The organism is Algoriphagus confluentis (genome assembly GCF_036245625.1).
GTDB lineage: Bacteria > Bacteroidota > Bacteroidia > Cytophagales > Cyclobacteriaceae > Algoriphagus > Algoriphagus confluentis.
This window is the reverse complement of sequence record NZ_BTPD01000001.1, coordinates 463,698-481,105: the sequence shown is the minus strand read 5'-3', so window position 1 is coordinate 481,105 and position 17,408 is coordinate 463,698. Positions and strand designations below refer to the sequence as shown.

General features: G+C 43.9%; 15 protein-coding genes. 9 read left to right on the top strand and 6 right to left on the bottom strand.

The window, feature by feature from the left end:
- Window positions 1-39: 39 nt before the first annotated feature.
- The 3 genes from menD to AAA943_RS02115 are packed head-to-tail and all read right to left on the bottom strand — an operon-like array spanning window position 40 to window position 3,352.
- The gene (gene menD, locus AAA943_RS02125) at window positions 40-1,725 is read right to left on the bottom strand and encodes a 2-succinyl-5-enolpyruvyl-6-hydroxy-3-cyclohexene-1-carboxylic-acid synthase (protein ID WP_338222592.1); all 1,686 of its coding nucleotides are present in this window, start codon (window positions 1,723-1,725) and stop codon (window positions 40-42) included.
- Window positions 1,722-2,933 carry a chorismate-binding protein gene (locus AAA943_RS02120; protein WP_338222591.1) on the bottom strand — a complete coding sequence of 404 codons (1,212 nt, stop codon included), beginning with the start codon at window positions 2,931-2,933 and terminating at the stop codon, window positions 1,722-1,724. The genes menD and AAA943_RS02120 overlap by 4 nt, the downstream gene beginning before the upstream one ends.
- Complete coding sequence (locus tag AAA943_RS02115; RefSeq protein ID WP_338222590.1) at window positions 2,930-3,352, bottom strand: hotdog fold thioesterase; 423 nt, start codon at window positions 3,350-3,352, stop codon at window positions 2,930-2,932. The genes AAA943_RS02120 and AAA943_RS02115 overlap by 4 nt, the downstream gene beginning before the upstream one ends.
- Before the next feature lie 53 nt (window positions 3,353-3,405).
- On the opposite strand from AAA943_RS02115, the gene AAA943_RS02110 reads away from it, so the two are divergent.
- Window positions 3,406-4,029, top strand: coding sequence for a histidine phosphatase family protein (locus tag AAA943_RS02110; protein WP_338222589.1), 624 nt, complete (start codon window positions 3,406-3,408; stop codon window positions 4,027-4,029).
- On the opposite strand, the gene AAA943_RS02105 is transcribed toward AAA943_RS02110, so the two are convergent.
- The 3 genes from AAA943_RS02105 to AAA943_RS02095 all read right to left on the bottom strand — a co-directional run bounded on the left by AAA943_RS02105 (window position 4,013) and on the right by AAA943_RS02095 (window position 6,619).
- Window positions 4,013-4,438 carry a hypothetical protein gene (locus tag AAA943_RS02105; protein WP_338222588.1) on the bottom strand — a complete coding sequence of 142 codons (426 nt, stop codon included), beginning with the start codon at window positions 4,436-4,438 and terminating at the stop codon, window positions 4,013-4,015. The genes AAA943_RS02110 and AAA943_RS02105 overlap by 17 nt on opposite strands.
- 309 nt (window positions 4,439-4,747) lie before the next feature.
- The gene (locus AAA943_RS02100; protein ID WP_338222587.1) at window positions 4,748-5,515 is read right to left on the bottom strand and encodes a zinc ribbon domain-containing protein; all 768 of its coding nucleotides are present in this window, start codon (window positions 5,513-5,515) and stop codon (window positions 4,748-4,750) included.
- A 3-nt stretch (window positions 5,516-5,518) separates the two neighbouring features.
- A complete protein-coding gene (locus tag AAA943_RS02095; RefSeq protein ID WP_338222586.1) occupies window positions 5,519-6,619 on the bottom strand; it encodes a Nif3-like dinuclear metal center hexameric protein in 1,101 nt (366 codons plus the stop codon).
- A gap of 39 nt (window positions 6,620-6,658) precedes the next feature.
- Here AAA943_RS02095 and lpxK point away from each other — a divergent pair, with 39 nt between their 5' ends.
- The 8 genes from lpxK to AAA943_RS02055 all read left to right on the top strand — a co-directional run bounded on the left by lpxK (window position 6,659) and on the right by AAA943_RS02055 (window position 17,314).
- On the top strand, window positions 6,659-7,705 hold the full coding sequence (lpxK, locus tag AAA943_RS02090; protein ID WP_338222585.1) for a tetraacyldisaccharide 4'-kinase: 1,047 nt from the start codon (window positions 6,659-6,661) through the stop codon (window positions 7,703-7,705).
- Complete coding sequence (locus AAA943_RS02085) at window positions 7,702-9,651, top strand: putative porin (RefSeq protein WP_338222584.1); 1,950 nt, start codon at window positions 7,702-7,704, stop codon at window positions 9,649-9,651. The genes lpxK and AAA943_RS02085 overlap by 4 nt, the downstream gene beginning before the upstream one ends.
- 134 nt (window positions 9,652-9,785) lie before the next feature.
- Window positions 9,786-10,397, top strand: coding sequence for a MiaE family protein (locus AAA943_RS02080; RefSeq protein ID WP_338222583.1), 612 nt, complete (start codon window positions 9,786-9,788; stop codon window positions 10,395-10,397).
- A 514-nt stretch (window positions 10,398-10,911) separates the two neighbouring features.
- The gene (locus AAA943_RS02075) at window positions 10,912-12,156 is read left to right on the top strand and encodes an ABC transporter permease (protein WP_338222582.1); all 1,245 of its coding nucleotides are present in this window, start codon (window positions 10,912-10,914) and stop codon (window positions 12,154-12,156) included.
- A 391-nt stretch (window positions 12,157-12,547) separates the two neighbouring features.
- Window positions 12,548-13,375, top strand: coding sequence for a polysaccharide biosynthesis/export family protein (locus AAA943_RS02070; protein WP_338222581.1), 828 nt, complete (start codon window positions 12,548-12,550; stop codon window positions 13,373-13,375).
- On the top strand, window positions 13,375-15,828 hold the full coding sequence (locus AAA943_RS02065; RefSeq protein ID WP_338222580.1) for a GumC family protein: 2,454 nt from the start codon (window positions 13,375-13,377) through the stop codon (window positions 15,826-15,828). The genes AAA943_RS02070 and AAA943_RS02065 overlap by 1 nt, the downstream gene beginning before the upstream one ends.
- Before the next feature lie 480 nt (window positions 15,829-16,308).
- On the top strand, window positions 16,309-16,713 hold the full coding sequence (locus AAA943_RS02060) for a four helix bundle protein (RefSeq protein ID WP_338222579.1): 405 nt from the start codon (window positions 16,309-16,311) through the stop codon (window positions 16,711-16,713).
- Window positions 16,714-16,888: 175 nt separating this feature from the next.
- Window positions 16,889-17,314, top strand: a complete 426-nt coding sequence (locus AAA943_RS02055) for an adenylyltransferase/cytidyltransferase family protein (protein ID WP_338222578.1) — start codon at window positions 16,889-16,891, stop codon at window positions 17,312-17,314.
- Window positions 17,315-17,408: the final 94 nt, after the last annotated feature.

The following is a 17,408-nucleotide window of genomic DNA, read 5'->3' as shown; positions in this document are numbered from 1 at the left end:
TGGCAGGTGAGCAGGTCGGATCAGGAAACTCGGCGACTGCTATTCTTCCAAAAGCAGTTTGATTTTTTCTTTGACTAGAGCGATGATTTCGGCATTTTTCTCGCTTTCTGACCTGATTTCGAGGATTTTTGCCTTCATGCCAGGGGTAAATAGCTCTTGGATCTGGCTTTGCAAGTCAGCCGAATTTGTCGCCAAGCTGTAGCCAAAGCCAAACTCGCTTGCAAGAAATTGGGCTGTTAAAGGCTGCCGGGTTTCAAAAAACTCCTTCAGTTCGGGTTGATCTTTGGGCCCATCGATCAATCTGAAGATTCCCCCAGCGTGATTGTTGAGCAGAATGATTCGGAGATTGGCCAGGGAATAGTTATGCCAAAAAGCATTGCGGTCGTAGAAGAAAGCCATGTCACCCGTGATGATAGTGACGGGGTCTTTGGTGGTAAAGGCGCAACCTACAGCCGTACTGTTTGTCCCGTCAATGCCACTGGTACCTCGGTTGCAGCTGATTTCCTGATTGATTTTCCCCAAAAAATTCACATACCGAACAGGCATGGAATTCGCCAAATGGATTATTGAATTCTCAGGAATATGCCGGATTAGCTGCTGCAAGGCTTGATACTCTCCAAATTCCACATTTTGGATAATTTCGGGTAGTTTTTCTTTGATTCTGGCTTCCAATGCCTGCCATTTTGAAAAATACCCTTCCTCCATCAAGGAAAGGTGTTCGACCAACCATTCCAAAAAGTATTGGGGGTCACAGTCCAAATGTCTGGTCAGGTGCTGAAATGGATCTCTTGTCCCTTCCTGGGCCTGGATGTGCCAATGAGATTGAGCATGCTTTCTCAAAAACTGCTTGAGAGGTTTGGAAATGAGAGATTTACCAAAGGTCAAAACCAAATCAGGCCCAAGTTCTTGGGATACGGTTTCATTGCCAAGCCAATGGTCATGGAAGGCAATGCTTTCCTCGAAAGAAAGATTGGAGATGGTGTCGGTGACCGTTACGACTTTCTTTTGGAGAGCCAGTTGCTTAAGCAGTTTTTTGATTTTTGGATTGGGTTTTTGCTGCCCGGGAATAATCAGAAGACGCCTAACCTGCGCAAGTTTGGCTTTAAGCTGCTCCAGAGAGTCGTGGGAAAGCTGCTTGGAGGCAAGATGGGGGTGGACAATGTGGAGTGAGCTTGAGGGAATAAACTGTTCTCCTTTTTTGGGATAAAAAGGCTCTCTGAGCGGAATATTGATATGAACTGGACCTGCCGGGCCAGATTTGGCCAGATTGATCGCTTCGTTGACGATCCGATGGGCATACCAGAGCTGATCCGCCGTTTGCAAACTGTCGGGAAAAACAAAGCTTTTTTTGACATGCTTGCCGTATACCTCGGACTGGTAAATAGTCTGTCCATCCCATTGATCGATCCATTCGGGAGGCCGATCGGCAGTGAGAATCAGTAGGGGTACTTCCTGAAAAAAGGCTTCTGCGATGGCTGGGTAATAATTCAATGCCGCAGAACCCGAGGTGCATACCAAGACCACGGGTTGATTGAGTTTTTGAGCCATTCCCAAAGCTATAAATGCAGCCGAACGCTCATCAGAGACGGTTCGGGCATGGATATCCGGGTGTCTGGCAAAAGCTAGGGTAAGCGGTGCACAACGTGACCCCGGAGATAGGATCGCGTTTTCGATTCCTTTTTTGGCGCAAATCGCCACTAAATCGATGATGGCTTGATTGGTCAATCGAATGGATTTTGGAGAAATTTACCAATGATATTGCATTTGAGCTCGGTCTCTTCCCATTCCAGTTCAGGATCAGAATCCTCCGTCACTCCTGCTCCTGCAAAAAGAATGGCGTTCACTCCCTGCAGGTTTGCGGTTCTTAGATTGACATAGATGGAAGTTTCTTCCTGGATATTGACCGGGCCGAGGAATCCCGCAAAAAAGGATCGGTCAAAGCCTTCGTGGGATTGAAGGAAGTCGTGGGCTTCTTTTCTCGGCATGCCGCATACTGCGGATGTGGGATGAAGTAATTCCAACATTACCGTGCCCAGGTTGAGAAAATTGGTGGACTTCATATCAACTCGAAAATCCGACCTGAGATGAAGCAGATTCCCGGCAAGAACAGTCTTCGGACCATGTTCTTCGTACTCTCGTAAGCGGATTTTTTTGAAGCAGTCCACAATGTAACGGCTCACCATGGCTTGTTCTTCAATCTCTTTTTGAGTCCAAGCCGCAGATTTGAGCGGGTTTTCACCACGGGCAGCTTGGGTTCCTGCCAGAGACATGGTATAAAATTGATCTCCTTTGGTCTCAATTAAAACCTCCGGAGAGGCTCCAATCCAAGTGCCTACTCCAGGGATGTGAAAGAAATTCACGAAAGAGTTGGAATACGTTTCCAGAAGCCGGGTAAAGGTTTGGGACAAGTCGAAATTCTCAGGTAGATCAATCAATCGGGTTCTGGCCGGAACGATTTTCTCGAGCAAACCGGAATCAATGGCTTCGATTCCTTTTTGGACCAAATCGAGAAAGTGTGCTTTTTGATCACATACCCCAGCGGGCTTTTCTTGGGAGAAACTTCGAGCACGGATCAATTCCGCAATTTGAGCCTTCACTTCTTCCTCTTCTCCCAACTCAGTGGAAAACCATTCCGGAGGCTCAATATCCGATTCAGCATCCAAATGGAAATGAAAATATCTGCTGGCTTCAATGAAATAAGCCTTTTTGTCTTCCTGATCCGCAAAAGGATGAACTAGGAACCCCGCAGGGAGGGTTTCCAACTCGAGATTGACCCGGATAGGGGCAGACTGCTCATCCTGAATAAATTCAAGTTTGTTTGATTTGGGCTTTCTCCATACAGCAAAAGCTCCTCCTGAAGCTAATCCATTCAAAAAGAGGGTGTTCAATACCTCGGTTTTTGAAATGCGATTTCCAGTTGCGGTAATACTCATTTTTTATCAAGAATAGCCATGGTCAGTCGGCTGATGCAACACAATTTCTCCTTTTCGTCCAAAATTCTGATTTCCCACACCTGGGTGGACCTTCCCAGATGAATGGGTTTGGCAATTCCTCTTACGAGTCCTTCCCTCACCGACCGGAGATGATTGGCATTGACTTCCAATCCAACACAGGTCTGTTTGCTCAAATCAATAGTCAAGGAGGCAGCCAAGCTTCCCAAAGTCTCCGCCAAGACTACATTTGCTCCTCCGTGTAACAATCCCATGGGTTGCTTGGTTCGAGAATCTACGGGCATTGTAGCTTCCAGATAATCACTGCCCACATCGGTAAATTCTATGCCCAAATGCTGGACAAGGGTGTCTCGAGAGCTTTGATTCAGGTGATCCAGGGATGGAGAGTGGAGAAAAATCATTAAAATATGAGCTAAATCGAGTTTATTTGGGGTGTTGACAAAAATAAAGAATCTTGAATCTAAAAAAAATTTACTTAGTCCGTCATGGACAGACCGATTTCAACCTTCAGGGAGTGGTACAGGGCAGTGGGATTGATGCACCGATCAATGCTACCGGACGTGCCCAAGCTCAGGCTTTTTTTGATGCGTATGCCGAGGTAGCCTTTGACCGGATTTATCACACCGGATTGATTAGGACCCGGCAGTCTATTCAGGCATTTATCGATAAAGGGATTCCGACCCAAGCATTGACCGAACTCAATGAAATCTCTTGGGGGGATTACGAAGGCACCCCCATGACTCCTGAAGAAGGAGAGTACTATCAGCATATGCTGAATCAATGGCAGCAGGGAAATCTGGACTATGCCATCGCAGGCGGAGAGAGTCCAAACGCAGTAGCTCTCAGGATGAAAAGGGGGATAAATATCATTTTGAATGGACCGGGAAAAACCATTCTGGTTTGCATGCACGGGCGGGCCATGAGGATTTTTTTGAGCCTAATCCTAAACTACGATTTGAGATACATGGATCAGTTTGGTCACACTAATTTGTGTCTTTACCTTTTGGACCAACTCGAAGACGGCTCATTTTCTGTCAAAAAATTCAATGATCAAAATCACCTCAAGGATTTGAAGTAGCCAAGCGAGTAGGCTTCACGGGCTTTTTCTTAAGGGATTGATCCTCTTCAAATTTGGCAAGGTAGATTTGATGCAAATCCTTGTTTTCGGTAAGGTCGTAAAGGCGAAAAGCAATTTTTTGAAGTTGTACTTTTTGCCCTAATCCGGTATCTACCAAAAATTCCCCCAAGAAACACTCGTCAAAATCACAGTTGGGAATGCTGATCAGAAGGGCAGGTTCTGAATTTCCACTGTAAGTCTTGGTGGTGAAGAAAGAAGAAAATTGCTGTTCGATCTGATTCAACGAGGTTTTTGCTTGTTTTAGCTCTTCAATTTTGAATAAAACCAAAAAAGTTTTGGTCTCCGGATCTTTTGCAAAACCCGAAGCAGAAATTAAAAATGAAAAAAGCAGCATGGTGAGTATTCTCATAGCTTCCAAGTAAAGATATAATATGATGGAATGCAAATTTGTTTGTTGGGAATCTTTCACTTAGCCAAAAAAACATGATGATTATTCCCAGTCGTCCACCTGTGGGAATCCTAAGTGTACGTCTTGTAAACATTGTCCAAGGACCAAAGACAAACCGTCCGCATCATTTCCAGTTGAGTTTCATCCTGTTGGTTATTCTTTCTTTGGTAAGAAAGCTGATGAATGGCCGTGGGGCGGAAAAGAGCAAGGATTACCTATTCATTCCATCAAAAAAAATCCCCGAATTAGTTTCGGGGATTTGGATATGAATTAAGCTTTCGCTGTTCTTCTCTTTGGTTTGCTTTCTTCCTCAATTTCGTCTTCTACGCCGGCGAGGATTCTTCCGCAATGCTCGCATACGATCAATTTTTTCTTTTCCCGGATGTCAGCCTGTCTTTGAGGAGGAACAGTATTGAAGCATCCACCGCAGGCACCTCTTTTCACCATTACTACGGCCAACCCGTTTTTGGCATTGGCGCGGATTTTTTCGTAGGATTTAGCCAGACGGTCGTCGACCTTCTTGAGGGCTTTGTCTCGTTCAGACATCAACTTGGATTCCTCAGACTCGCTTTCTGATACGATGGTGTCCAGCTCTTCTTTTTTCAGATCCAAATCTTTCTGACGGTCTTTCATCAAAGCTGCCAACTCGTCCAAATCGCCGGTTTTCTGATCGATTTTGACGCCGGTTTCAGCAATTTTCTTTTTGGAAACCTGGATTTCCAAATCCTGAAGTTCAAGCTCTTTGGTGATCGCGTCGTATTCCCGATTGTTTCGGACATTCATCTGCTGATCCTGATATTTCTTGATCAGTTTTTCAGAATCCTTGATGTTTTCCTTGAATCTTTTGATATCCTCTTCAAAAGTGTTGATATCATTTTGGAATTTCTGGAGTCGGGTTTCGTAGCCTGCTATCTCATCCTCCAGGTCTTGAACCTCTTCGGGAAGGGCTCCTCTTACTTTGATGATGGCATCTAATCTAGAATCTATGAGTTGAAGGTTGTAGATAGCGTCGAGTTTTTGTGCTACTGTACTTTCCATGTACTATCGGTAGGATGTGGGATTGGTAACTACTTTTGACAAATAGAGTGCAATATTAGGAAAATTTTGTGACAATAGTTCTGCCAACAAATCTTTTGTGAAAATTTCGCTTTCGAAGTGTCCGATATCACAAAGGATAACTTGGCCTTCTGCATCAAAGAATTCATGGTATTTGACATCCGAAGTGACAAATACATCTGCTTGCGCTCTTTTGGCATCGCCTAAGAGAAAGATGCCCGCACCGCCGCACAGGGCTATTTTTTTGACTTTTTTTCCACGTAAGGCGGTATGCTTGATTACCTGAAGATTCATTTTTTCCTTCAGGTAATCCAGAAAAGCTTCCTCTTCCATCGGATCTCCCAACTGACCGATCATCCCTGCGCCTACTTCCTGATTTTCATTTTCCAATGAGCTGAGGTAGTAGGCAACTTCCTCGTAGGGATGTGCTTTTTTTAGTTTTTGGATGATTTTTGGGGAAAGATGAGCAGGCAAAATCACCTCCACGCGCACCTCTTTCTCGTATTGAGGAATCCCCCGCTGACCGAGGTGTGGGTTGGCCTTTTCGGAGGGAGTAAAGGAGCCCATTCCTTCCACCTGAAAAGAGCAGTCCTTGTATTCTCCGATTTGTCCGGCTCCCTCCTCAAAAATGGCCTCCAATACCTGGTCTTTAGCTTTGGGAGGGACAAAAAACACCAATTTGGAGAGGGTTTGATTTTTGGGCTTCAGAATTTTCGTTTCCTTCAGACCTAGTCTTTCTGCGATCCTTTTGTTTACCCCATGAGCGACATGGTCCAGGTTGGTATGAATGGCAAAAATGGCGATGTCGTTTTTGATTGCAGAAATTACCGTCCGTTCCACATAGTTTTTCCCAGTGAGACTTTTCAATCCTCGGAAAACAATGGGATGGTGGGCAACAATCAGGTTAGCCCCATGGGCCTTGGCCTCACGGACTACCTCTTCGGTACAATCCAATGTGCAAATTACGCCTTTTACTTCCGCATTGCGGTCTCCGCAGATCAAGGTGGCATTGTCGTAATCCTCCTGATAGGCTGCCGGAGCTACTTGCTCGAGGTAGGATAGAATATCCTGAATCCGATGTCCCATATTTTTGTTTTCTTTGGTCAAAATTAGTAATTCTCCCCAATGCCTTGGTACGCTTTCCTGCTTGCACCCTTTGCCCTTATTTTTTTGGGGATCACTACTGCCCGTAATTTTTTGTATGACCGGGGCTGGTTAAAAAGCTATCGATCGCCGATTCCGACGATAGTGGTGGGTAACCTGAGTGTCGGGGGTACCGGGAAAACGCCCATGGTGGAGTTTTTGGTGAATGCGTTTCATAAGGAAAAAAAACTGGCTACTCTCAGCAGGGGGTATGGCAGAAAATCCACAGGCTTTTTTCAGGCAAATCCCGAAAGCATTCCTGAGCAAATTGGAGACGAACCCTTGCAGGTTTATTCCAAATTTCAGGGAAAAATCCCCGTTTTTGTAGGGGAAGACCGGGTAGCTTCTTTACAAAAGATTCACAATCTGCATCCCAAACCGGATTGGGTAATATTGGATGATGCCTTTCAGCACAGAAAATTGCTGGCCGATTTTTATATCCTGCTTACTCCCTTTTCCAAACCTTTTTACTCAGATTGGATACTGCCAATGGGAAGGCTCCGAGAAACAGGGTCCGGAGCAAAAAGGGCAGACGTAGTGATAGTGACCAAGTGTCCGGAAGACCTAAGGCCTTCCAAAAAAGAGGAAATCAGAAAGGGACTAAAAACTTTCCTGAGGCCTTCCACCTCAGTTTTCTTCTCGAAATTAACCTATGGTGAGCCCTATTCTATTCATTTGAATGTTCCTTTTTCGGGAAAGGTGATGTTGGTTTCAGGATTGGCAGATCCAAGTCTTTTTGAAAGCTACTGCCGAAAGACCTATCGTGTATTTAGATCCTTTTCATTTCCCGATCACTATCGATTTTCCGAAAAGGACTGGGAGAAAATCGGAGCTGCATGGACTGAGTTTTCCTCAGGAAATCCGGTAATTCTTTGCACGGAAAAAGATGCTCAGAAACTTAAAGTAGTGGCAAATGAGGGAAAATTTAGGGAAATTCCGATTTTTGCTCTCCCTATGGAAGTGAAATTGGAATCTCAGGAAAAGGAAATGCTTATCGCCCAAATCCGACAAAAATTAGGCACTCAGTGATCAAAAAAGGATTAGTTTTTGGTGTTTTCTTGGCCTTGATGACTGTGCAGGGGATTTTTGCGCAGCGTCCCGTGCAGGGCAATCCTCCAACCGGCAGACCCACCCGCCCGGAACGTGAGGTGATAAATCCGGAGGAAGAAGAGGAACAGGAGGGGAGAAGGACCTTGCTGGATGACAGTACTCGGATGGTGTATGGTCCAAAGACCACGCTTTACTTTTTCGAAAAGGACATCCGAAGAAACAGCCTGACTCTTTACGAACAAGACACGCTTCTGGATAATTTTCACAATTACGATCCTGTCCAAAAAGGAGGCTGGAAGTATCAGGATTTGGCCAATATCGGAAGCGCTGCCAAACCGGTTTTTTACCAAGTACCCGAATTGATCGGGACGACCTCGGGATTTCATGGGTATGACCTCTATTTCGTGGACCCTGCTAAGAGAAGGTATTTTGACACCAAATCCCCATTCACGGAGATGTCTGCTTTTTTCGGGGGAGGAAACAGAAATATGCTGGACATCTACTTTGCACGGAATATCAACCCTAGATGGAATGTGGGTTTTGATTTCCGAACACAAAGAATCCGAAAAACCCTGAATCCCAACACCCGGGATGATTACATGACCGAGCAAAATGCCTATGGTCTGCACACAAATTACCGCTCAGAAAATGGAAAGTATTGGCTGCTCGGGGCGTTTTCCCGAATGAGGCATTTGGTCAATGAGATTGGGGGGATTATACCTCCTGAAGTGGATAGCACCTCCCTGTATTACACCTATGAAGACGCAAAGGTCTGGCTGAGAAACTCCAGGGCTATAGACCTGAGACAGGATTACCATCTGTACCACGAGTATAAATTGGGGAATGGACTGCAGGTCTACCATGTCTTTGACAGAAAAATCCAAAAACTCACTTTTCTGGCCAATCTCAATACCACCGATTCGGCTTTTTACAATACCAACCGGTTTCAAGAATCAGATACCACTCGGAATTTTCATGGGTTTGCAGAGTGGAGAAATGAATTGGGTGTAAAAGGGACCTACAAAGGCTTTTTTTACAATGCCTATACCAAGTTGAGAAATGCGAGGATGGAGAACCCATTTTTCGAGGGAGGGCCGGAGCGTTACAGTGAGTTTTATATCGGAGGAGAGCTGATCGGGAAGATTTCCGACAAATGGTCCCTTCAGGCAGACGGAGAATATTTGCTGACCGATGCATTTCGAATCCATGGAAAATTCGTATCACCATGGCTGGAAGCCGAATATACTAAAGCCCTCTACCGACCCACTGCCATGCAGCAGGTGTATTTTGGGAATCATTTCCGTTGGGACAACAGTTTCTCCAATATCGGAGTAGATCAGATTCAGGGGAAGATCAAGCTTGATTTTATCAAGGGACTTAGCCTCAGACCTATGCTTACCCTGAATCGTGTAAATAACTATGTCTATTTTAATGAAGATCTGGAGGTAACCCAGGCCAATGGAGAAGTTTTTATGTTCATGCCCGGCATACAGGCAAATGCCCAATTGGGGCCAAAGTTTCGCTTGGACTTGGAGGTCATCTATACAGAGCGCACTGGGGCGGCCTCGGATGTGCTGAGGATTCCAAATTGGTATGCCAATACCCGGATATATTTTGACAGCCCTATGTTTGACGAAAATATATTTGTACAGCTGGGGCTTGATATCCGGTACAAGTCCTCCTTTTTTGCGGAAGCTTACAATCCTTCTTACCAGCAATTTCATCTACAGAATGATTTCAATGTCTTTGCCTACCCGGTTGCGGATTTGTTCTTGAATTTTCGGATCAACCGAACCCGGGTTTTATTCAAATACAATCACCTCAACTCCGGACTGATGAACAATGACGGATATTTTGTAACCCCGGATTACACCGGCTACCGTTCATTCTTGGATTTGGGGATTACTTGGTATTTGTTTGATTGATATTTGCCAGACCCAAGACAAAAGACGCGAGACTTTAGACAAAAGCTATTAGGATAAGTTGGAGAAAAGGATTCCAAAAAGAGAATTTCGGGTTTTAAAAATTTCAAATTTCTAATCTCAAATTTCAAATTAAAATGAGTTGGGAAGAAAGTACAAAACAGAAAATGCTCCACCTCAAGCTGCCCACGGATCCACGCTGGGTCGGCATAGCAGAGATGCAGATCGAAGCTATCTTGGTAGACCATGCTTACTGTGAGCAAAAAGCAGCTTCATCCTGCATCAGTCTGATCGTTCGATTCAATGATTTGGAAGAATTGGTAGATACACTTACTCCGATTGTCGCTGAGGAATGGGGACACTTTGAACGAGTGATGGAACAGCTCCGCAAAAGAGGGATGAAATTTGGTCCACAGCGGAAAGACGAATATGTTGCAAAATTGAATGAATTTGTCAGGAAAGGGGGAAGCCGTGCTCAACAACTGACAGAGTATCTTTTGATGAACGCCTTGATTGAAGCAAGAAGTTGCGAAAGGTTCAAATTGCTCTCCAAACATATTCAGGATGCCGAATTGCAGAAGTTCTATTACGAACTGATGATCTCTGAAGCAGGTCATTACGTGACCTTTATAGAATTGGCGAGAAAATACCAAGACCCGGAGAAAGTCAATCGACGCTGGCAGGAATGGCTGAGCTTCGAAGCCGAAGTCCTCAAAAACATGGAGCTGAGAGGAGATCGGATGCATTGATCAGATTCTAGAAGCGAGAGGCAAGAGTCAAGAAGTGAGACCTCAGATAGTAGACACATTGAGCTCAAACCTACCAACTTTGCAACATTGCCACTTTCCAACCTTGCAACAACCAAATCTTCCAATGTTTCAATTCAAGAACCAAGACACTAGAAGCAAGACGTTAGACGTAAAAAATAGACACTTGACACAGGAGACGAAATCCTAGACCTCCTGACTCCCAAACATTCTAACTTCCGAAATCAAAAAGATAGCTTCGTCGCTTCCTGCGAATCGTACAAGAAAAAATCTCTCTCGGCTCCTCGCTATGACGTCCCCTTCCAACGTTCCAACTTTACCACTTTCCAACCTTTCAACATTGCAACCACCTAATTTTCCAATCCGCCATGATGGACAAGTTCTTCCAATTTTTCAATCAAGAATAAACGTACTTTTGGCGAGTTGAGCGGACTTGCTTATACTTAATCGATAAATGAGAACTTTGCCAACAAACCTGTTCTAATCCGAACAAAACATGAATTTGATCGAAAATATCCGCGAAGCCATTAAGTCAGTAAAGGTGAATTTGCTGCGAACTATCCTGACCGGAGCCATTATTGCCATAGGGATTTCCTCTCTGGTAGGAATGCTGACCGCAATCGATGGGATCAAAGCCCAAATCGCGGAAAGTTTTGCCGGCTTGGGAGCCAATTCCTTTGACATCAGAAACAAGGGTCAAAGTGGGGGAAGGGTAGTGCAGGAAGGCAAAACAGAAAAAACCTATCCGAATATTTCCTACCGCGAAGCCATGCAGTTCAAGGAGGAATACAATTCCATTGGTATTTCAACGGTGTTTATTCCTGTTTCGGGAATTGCAGAGTTAAAAAGAGGCTCGAAGCAGACAGATCCCAATACCCGGGTACGGGGAGGGGATGAAAATTACCTTTCGATCAAAGCCGTCAAACTGGAAAAAGGAAGAAACTTCAGTCAGATGGAAGTCCGATACGGTACTGCCGTTGCCATTATCGGTCAGGAAATCCAGAAGACACTTTTTGAACCCTCAGAAGATCCCATCAATCAAAAAATCACGGTTTATGGCAGACCCTACACGGTGATCGGTATCATGGAAAAACAGGGCGGTGTAGGTCAGGACCAGGGGGCAGACAGACAAGTACTGATTCCGGTGGAAAATGCTTCCCGCTTGGATACAAGAGGTACTTTCAATTATCGAATCACCGGTGTGGCCTCCGATCCTGGAAAGCTGGATTATGAAATGGGGCAGGCCATCGGAATCATGAGAAAAGTAAGACAGGACCGGGTAGCACAGGAAGACTCTTTTGAGCTGACCAAAAGCCAATCTGTGGCTGAAAGCTTGGAAGAAGTGGCCGGATATTTAAGAATAGGGGGATTTGGAATCGGATTCATTACTCTTTTGGGAGCATCCATTGGTTTGATGAATATCATGCTGGTATCGGTGACCGAACGAACCCGGGAAATCGGGGTCAGGAAAGCACTGGGAGCAACCCCACTACGAATTCGTCAACAGTTTTTGATAGAAGCCATCGTGATTTGCGTAATTGGAGGGATTTTTGGAATGATTCTCGGAATCGGGATTGGAAATATCATTGCCAACTTCATCGGCCCGGGAGGATTTTTGGTCCCGTGGTTATGGATGTTTGTTTCATTTATCATCTGTATCGTAGTGGGGCTTTTGGCTGGATACATCCCGGCATTCAAGGCCAGTCAATTGGATCCGATAGAGTCTTTGAGATACGAATAAGTGCCTGGCTAATGAAGTGGAGCGGCAAGGCTTGAGAAGATCAGTAGCCAAGTCCCGCATCACTTCTCCCTATCTTGAGTAGTTGCTCAGCGGCGAAGAGATATGCTTGCCAAAGTCCTGATCAGATGCATAACTTGGATGGTCTACTCGGTACCCCCCCGCAAAAATTTCCGTATTGAGTTCAGGTAACTCAAAAGATCAAAAAGCCCGTTTCCAAGCGCTTCGAGTTCAATTGGTTTTGGCTTGAATACAGGAGGAATTGGCCTATTTCTTGATTCTTATCTTTTCTGTGTTTCTTCCTATTTTTGATTCAAATTGCAAGAAAATTCAGCTCTATTGGACAATCTTTCCTATGTTTGTCGGGTTTTGGTGTCGAATTTTAAAAACCTTTATGCTTAAGTCCCTAAAAGCAATTGGAATTGCTGCCCTAGTTTGGGTATCCTTTTCCTGTGTTTCCAATGAAAAAATCATCTATCTCCAGAATTTGGAAGGAAATCAAGCGATTCCTGAAGGCGAGTTGATTAGCTACGAAATCCCCGAATACAAGCTTCAGTACAACGATATCGTGGACATCAATATTCAAACTGTGGATGATCTGCTGAAGAATGGATTTAACAACAGTCCCACCAATCAGATGAATGGAGCAGGGATGAATATGATGGCCCAAAGTGGAGGAGATATCTACTACATGACCGGGTATACAGTAGACAAAAACGGTAACATCAGACTTCCGATCATTGGAGAAGTCAATGTAAAAGACAAAACCATAGATGAGGCAAGGGCTGAAATAGAAATGAGACTCAAGGAATTTGTAGTCACAGAAGTCTATGTCAAAGTCAAGCTGGGAGGGATTCGATATTCAGCTTTGGGTGAGTTTAGAAGGCCGGGTAAATTTGTGGTCCTTCAGGACCGGATGACTATCCTGGAAGCCATTGCCAATTCGGGAGACCTGACCAATATTGCCAAAAGGGATGAAATACTCCTTATCCGACAGTACCCAGAGGGAACCAGATTGCATAGAATCAATCTGAACGACCGTCAGCTTGTTTCCTCACCTTTTTACTTTATCCAACCCAACGATCAGCTGTATGCAGAACCCATGAAGGTTCGTGAAGTAGGTGCTGGGGAGAATGCAGCCCAATCCTTGACTTTGTTCATTTCAGCCATCACAGCAGCAGCTTTGGTTCTGAATCTTATTATCGTAGCCAATAGAGAATAATGTATCCGAATACACCCCAAGTACCAAACGGTTCACCTTCCCAGTTTGTGGTCAATCAGGAGGATGAAATTGATTTGAAGGTTTTGCTTTTCAATTACCTTCAGTATTGGCCTTTGATTTTGCTTTTTGCTTTTTTAGGGCTGATTTCAGCTTTCCTCTTCAATCGGTATGCTACCCCCATTTATAAGGTAGAATCCACCGTGATCGTAGAGGATGAAAATGCCTCCCTCGGAGCAGACCTTTTCGCATCCGCCGGCATGATGGGCTTGCAGGGCAAAAGCAATATTGAAAACGAGATTGGAATTCTCAAATCCTATACCCTGGCATACAGTACACTCCAGCAATTGGACATGAATGTGCAATATTTTGCTGAGGGCTTTGTCAAAAAGAGTGAAATCTATGGGAATGTCCCGATCTATGTCAGAGTCAATTGGGATAGGAAACAAGCCGTTGGAGGGCTGTTTAGGCTGGAAGTTTTGGATGATAATTCCTATGAGCTGAGTATTGAAGAAAACGAATTCCAGCTTTTTAACCCCGCCGACCCCAATTTCAAGTCAGTACTGGACGAATTGATTTTTGAACCTTCCATTTTCCAATTTGGAGATACGGTACGAACAGAGGTTTTTGAATTTTCTGTAGTGAAATCTTCCGCCATGCCTGAGGAAGTGATTTATTTCCGTCTGATAGATACACCCTCTTTGGCTTTGAAAATGGTTAGTGATTTATCTGTTGCTCCTACAAATAAGCAAAGTTCCATTCTTACCCTCAGCTTGGAAACTCCCTTGCGAAGAAAGGGGATTGATTACCTGAATAAGCTTCAGGAAACCTACCTTCAGCGGGAGTTGGACGATAAAAATCGGACTTCTGAAAATACGATCTTTTTCATCGATCAGCAATTGAGTGGAATCACCGATTCCTTAAGAGGCTCCGAGGCCAAGCTTCAGCAGTATCGTTCCGAAAACCGCATTTTCAACTTATCTCAGGAAGGTTCGGTGATCTTTCAGCGCTTACAGGAACTGGAAAAGGAAAAGGGATTGAATGAAATCAATCTGAAATACCTCCAAACCTTAAGAGATTATTTGGCAAGCGGCCAAACGGGTGATTTGATTGCGCCCTCCATCGTAGGGACCAACGACCCTTTGTTAAACGCCTTGGTGCAGAGTCTTTCCGAATTGCAGGCCGACCGGGTGAGATTGACAGCCAATTTTTCTGAATCGACCCCGCAGGTTCGGGATATCAATGCCCGCATCCAGAGTACCTCCAAAGCGCTTCAGGAAAATGTGAGTTCCGCAATCGGAAACACCCAAAATCTGATTGCCAATCTAAATGGTCAAATTAGGTTGATCGAAAGTGAAATCAACCAATTGCCCGAGACTGAAAGGAAGTTGTTGGATTTTACCCGACAGTTTACCATCAACGAAAACATCTATATCTATTTCCTTCAGAAGAAAGCGGAAGCAGAGATTACAAAGGCCTCGAATATTCCGAGTAATAAAATATTGGACTTTGCCAAGTCAGGTCAATTACCGATAGCTCCGAAAAGATCCTTAAACCTTCTGATAGGATTGATTCTCGGCTTCATTGTTCCTATTGGATTTATCACCATCAAGGACTTCTTGAATACCAAAATAGAAGACCCCAAAGAACTGGAAAAGCAAATTAAAGTTCCATTAATTGGGATGATCGGCAGGAATACTGCTGAGGAATCCATTCCGGTATTGAACAATCCAAGGTCTTCAGTCACTGAGTCTTTCCGTTCCCTAAGAGCGGATTTGTCCTACCTCAGTCCTCAAAAAGATAACCTTACCCTTTTGTTTACCTCCTCGATTTCAGGAGAGGGCAAAACCTTTGTCTCCATGAACGTCGCGTCGGTCTTCGCCTTGATGGGTAAGAAAACATTGTTGATGGGCTTGGACCTAAGGAAACCAAGAATCGCACAGGACTTCAATCTGACCAACGATGTTGGTATGAGCACCTGTCTGAGTTCGTCCAAGCCTTGGCAGGAAGTGGTCAAACCATCCGGTTATGAGAATCTTGATGTGATCTTATCAGGCCCGATTCCTCCTAACCCTGCAGAACTTCTTTTGCAGGAAAAATTTGGAAAAATCATCCAGGAAATCAAGCAGTCCTACGATGTGGTGGTATTTGACTGTCCTCCGGTAGGGTTGGTCTCTGAAACCAAAGAATTGTTTGCCCTATCCGATGTCAACTTCTATGTATTCAGACAGGGATATTCCATGAAGGGGAACACTCAAATTTTGAACAACCTGGTTGAAAAAGGAGGGGTCAGAAAAATGTATGGAATCCTAAACGATGTGCATATCGACAAGGGATATGGCTATGGCTACGGTTATGGCTATGGCTACGGCTACGGCTATGGAACCAATACCTATGGCTACCATGAGGAAGTACAGCTCCCTTGGTGGAAAAGGGCTCTAAGGAGGCAAAAATAATCCCTATTCTCAGGTTAGATGTCATTGCTTTTCTAGTGGAATCAGTCTAAAATTTCATAAAGATATCTTATTGAATTTGAATGTTTTTTGGTATCCAAATTGGTATCCAAATTCATGAAATACATTTTTTTTGATATGAAAAAACCTTGAAAAGATTGTACAAAAAATGAGTACTTAAACTGCTCAGTTTTGATATATTTACATCCGCAAAGGGAAAAATCCTTCTTTTAGGCAATATTTTGCCTGTTTTATTTATTAAACATTAAGAATTTTTCAGGTTAACCTGATTACAAGAAACCTAAAAGCTAAGACTCAGTAAGCCAGCAAAGATCAGAGGAAGCAGAAAGCTAAAGGTACTGGCCATCCCCCTGATTTTTTTGGAACATTGGGACTGAAAGGGCGAAGCTGCGTCCGCTTCTTGGACGAACTGCTGAATTGATTAACTGTTTAATTGTTTCCTTTTTCTGAGGTGAATAAAAGATGGAAAAAAGTTTTTTCACTTATCGATTTGAAAAACTCGAAGTTTATCAGTTAGCTAGACGTTACCGAGTGGAAATAAAAAAACTTTGTTTGACTTTTCCTGCTGATGAAAAGTTTGAATTGATTTCTCAGATCCGACCTTCTTCTTCAAGTATTGCTACGAATTTGGCCGAAGGCTCTGGAAGGTCAACGGGTAATGATCAGGCCTATTTTTCAAATATCGCTTACTCTAGTGCTTTGGAAACTATTGATCATTTGATCTATGCATTTGATATGGAATACATTTCTATGGAAGTTTATTCTGACCTGAGAGTGAAACTTGATGAAATAATCAACAAGCTCAATTCTATATATAAGTATCAAATCAATCGATCTGAAAGTCTTAAGGACAAATTGAAAAAATGATGTTTAATCGTGTAATTGTTTAACTGTCTAATCGAAGCCCACACCTTGCATCTGTGCTCAAATCTCAGTTCATCAATTCATTAGTTCAACGGTTAGTCAATAGTCAGTCCATCAATTCAACAATTAATCAGTTCCTCGATTCGACAGTTAGTCAGTTCCCCAGTTCGACAATAGAATGAAAAAAGCCATCATCGTATCCGGTTACTTTAATCCCCTGCACAAGGGCCATATTGAATACTTTAACAATTCCAAAGCAGTAGGTGATGAGCTGATTGTCATCGTCAATAGTGACTATCAGCGGGAGTTGAAAGGCTCCAAGGAATTTCAGTTGGAGGATGAACGCATGTTTATCGTATCCAATATTAAAAGTGTAGACCGAGTGTATCTTTCCATAGACAAGGATAGAACTGTCCGTGAAACAATCCGAAAGATTCATCAGGAACTCTCCGGTACCTATCACTTGGCTTTTGCCAATGGTGGAGACCAAAATAATCAATCCATTCCCGAAGTGCCGGTTTGCCAGGAGTTAGGTATCGAATTGATCGATGGCTTGGGGGATAAGATTCAGTCCAGCTCTTGGCTCCTTAAGAAAAATAGTTAAATGTTCCTTGTTCAAAGTTCAACGTTCATGATTCCATAATCGCGAAAGCCGAACCCAGAACTTTGAACTTCGAACCCATTAACGCTTACCAATT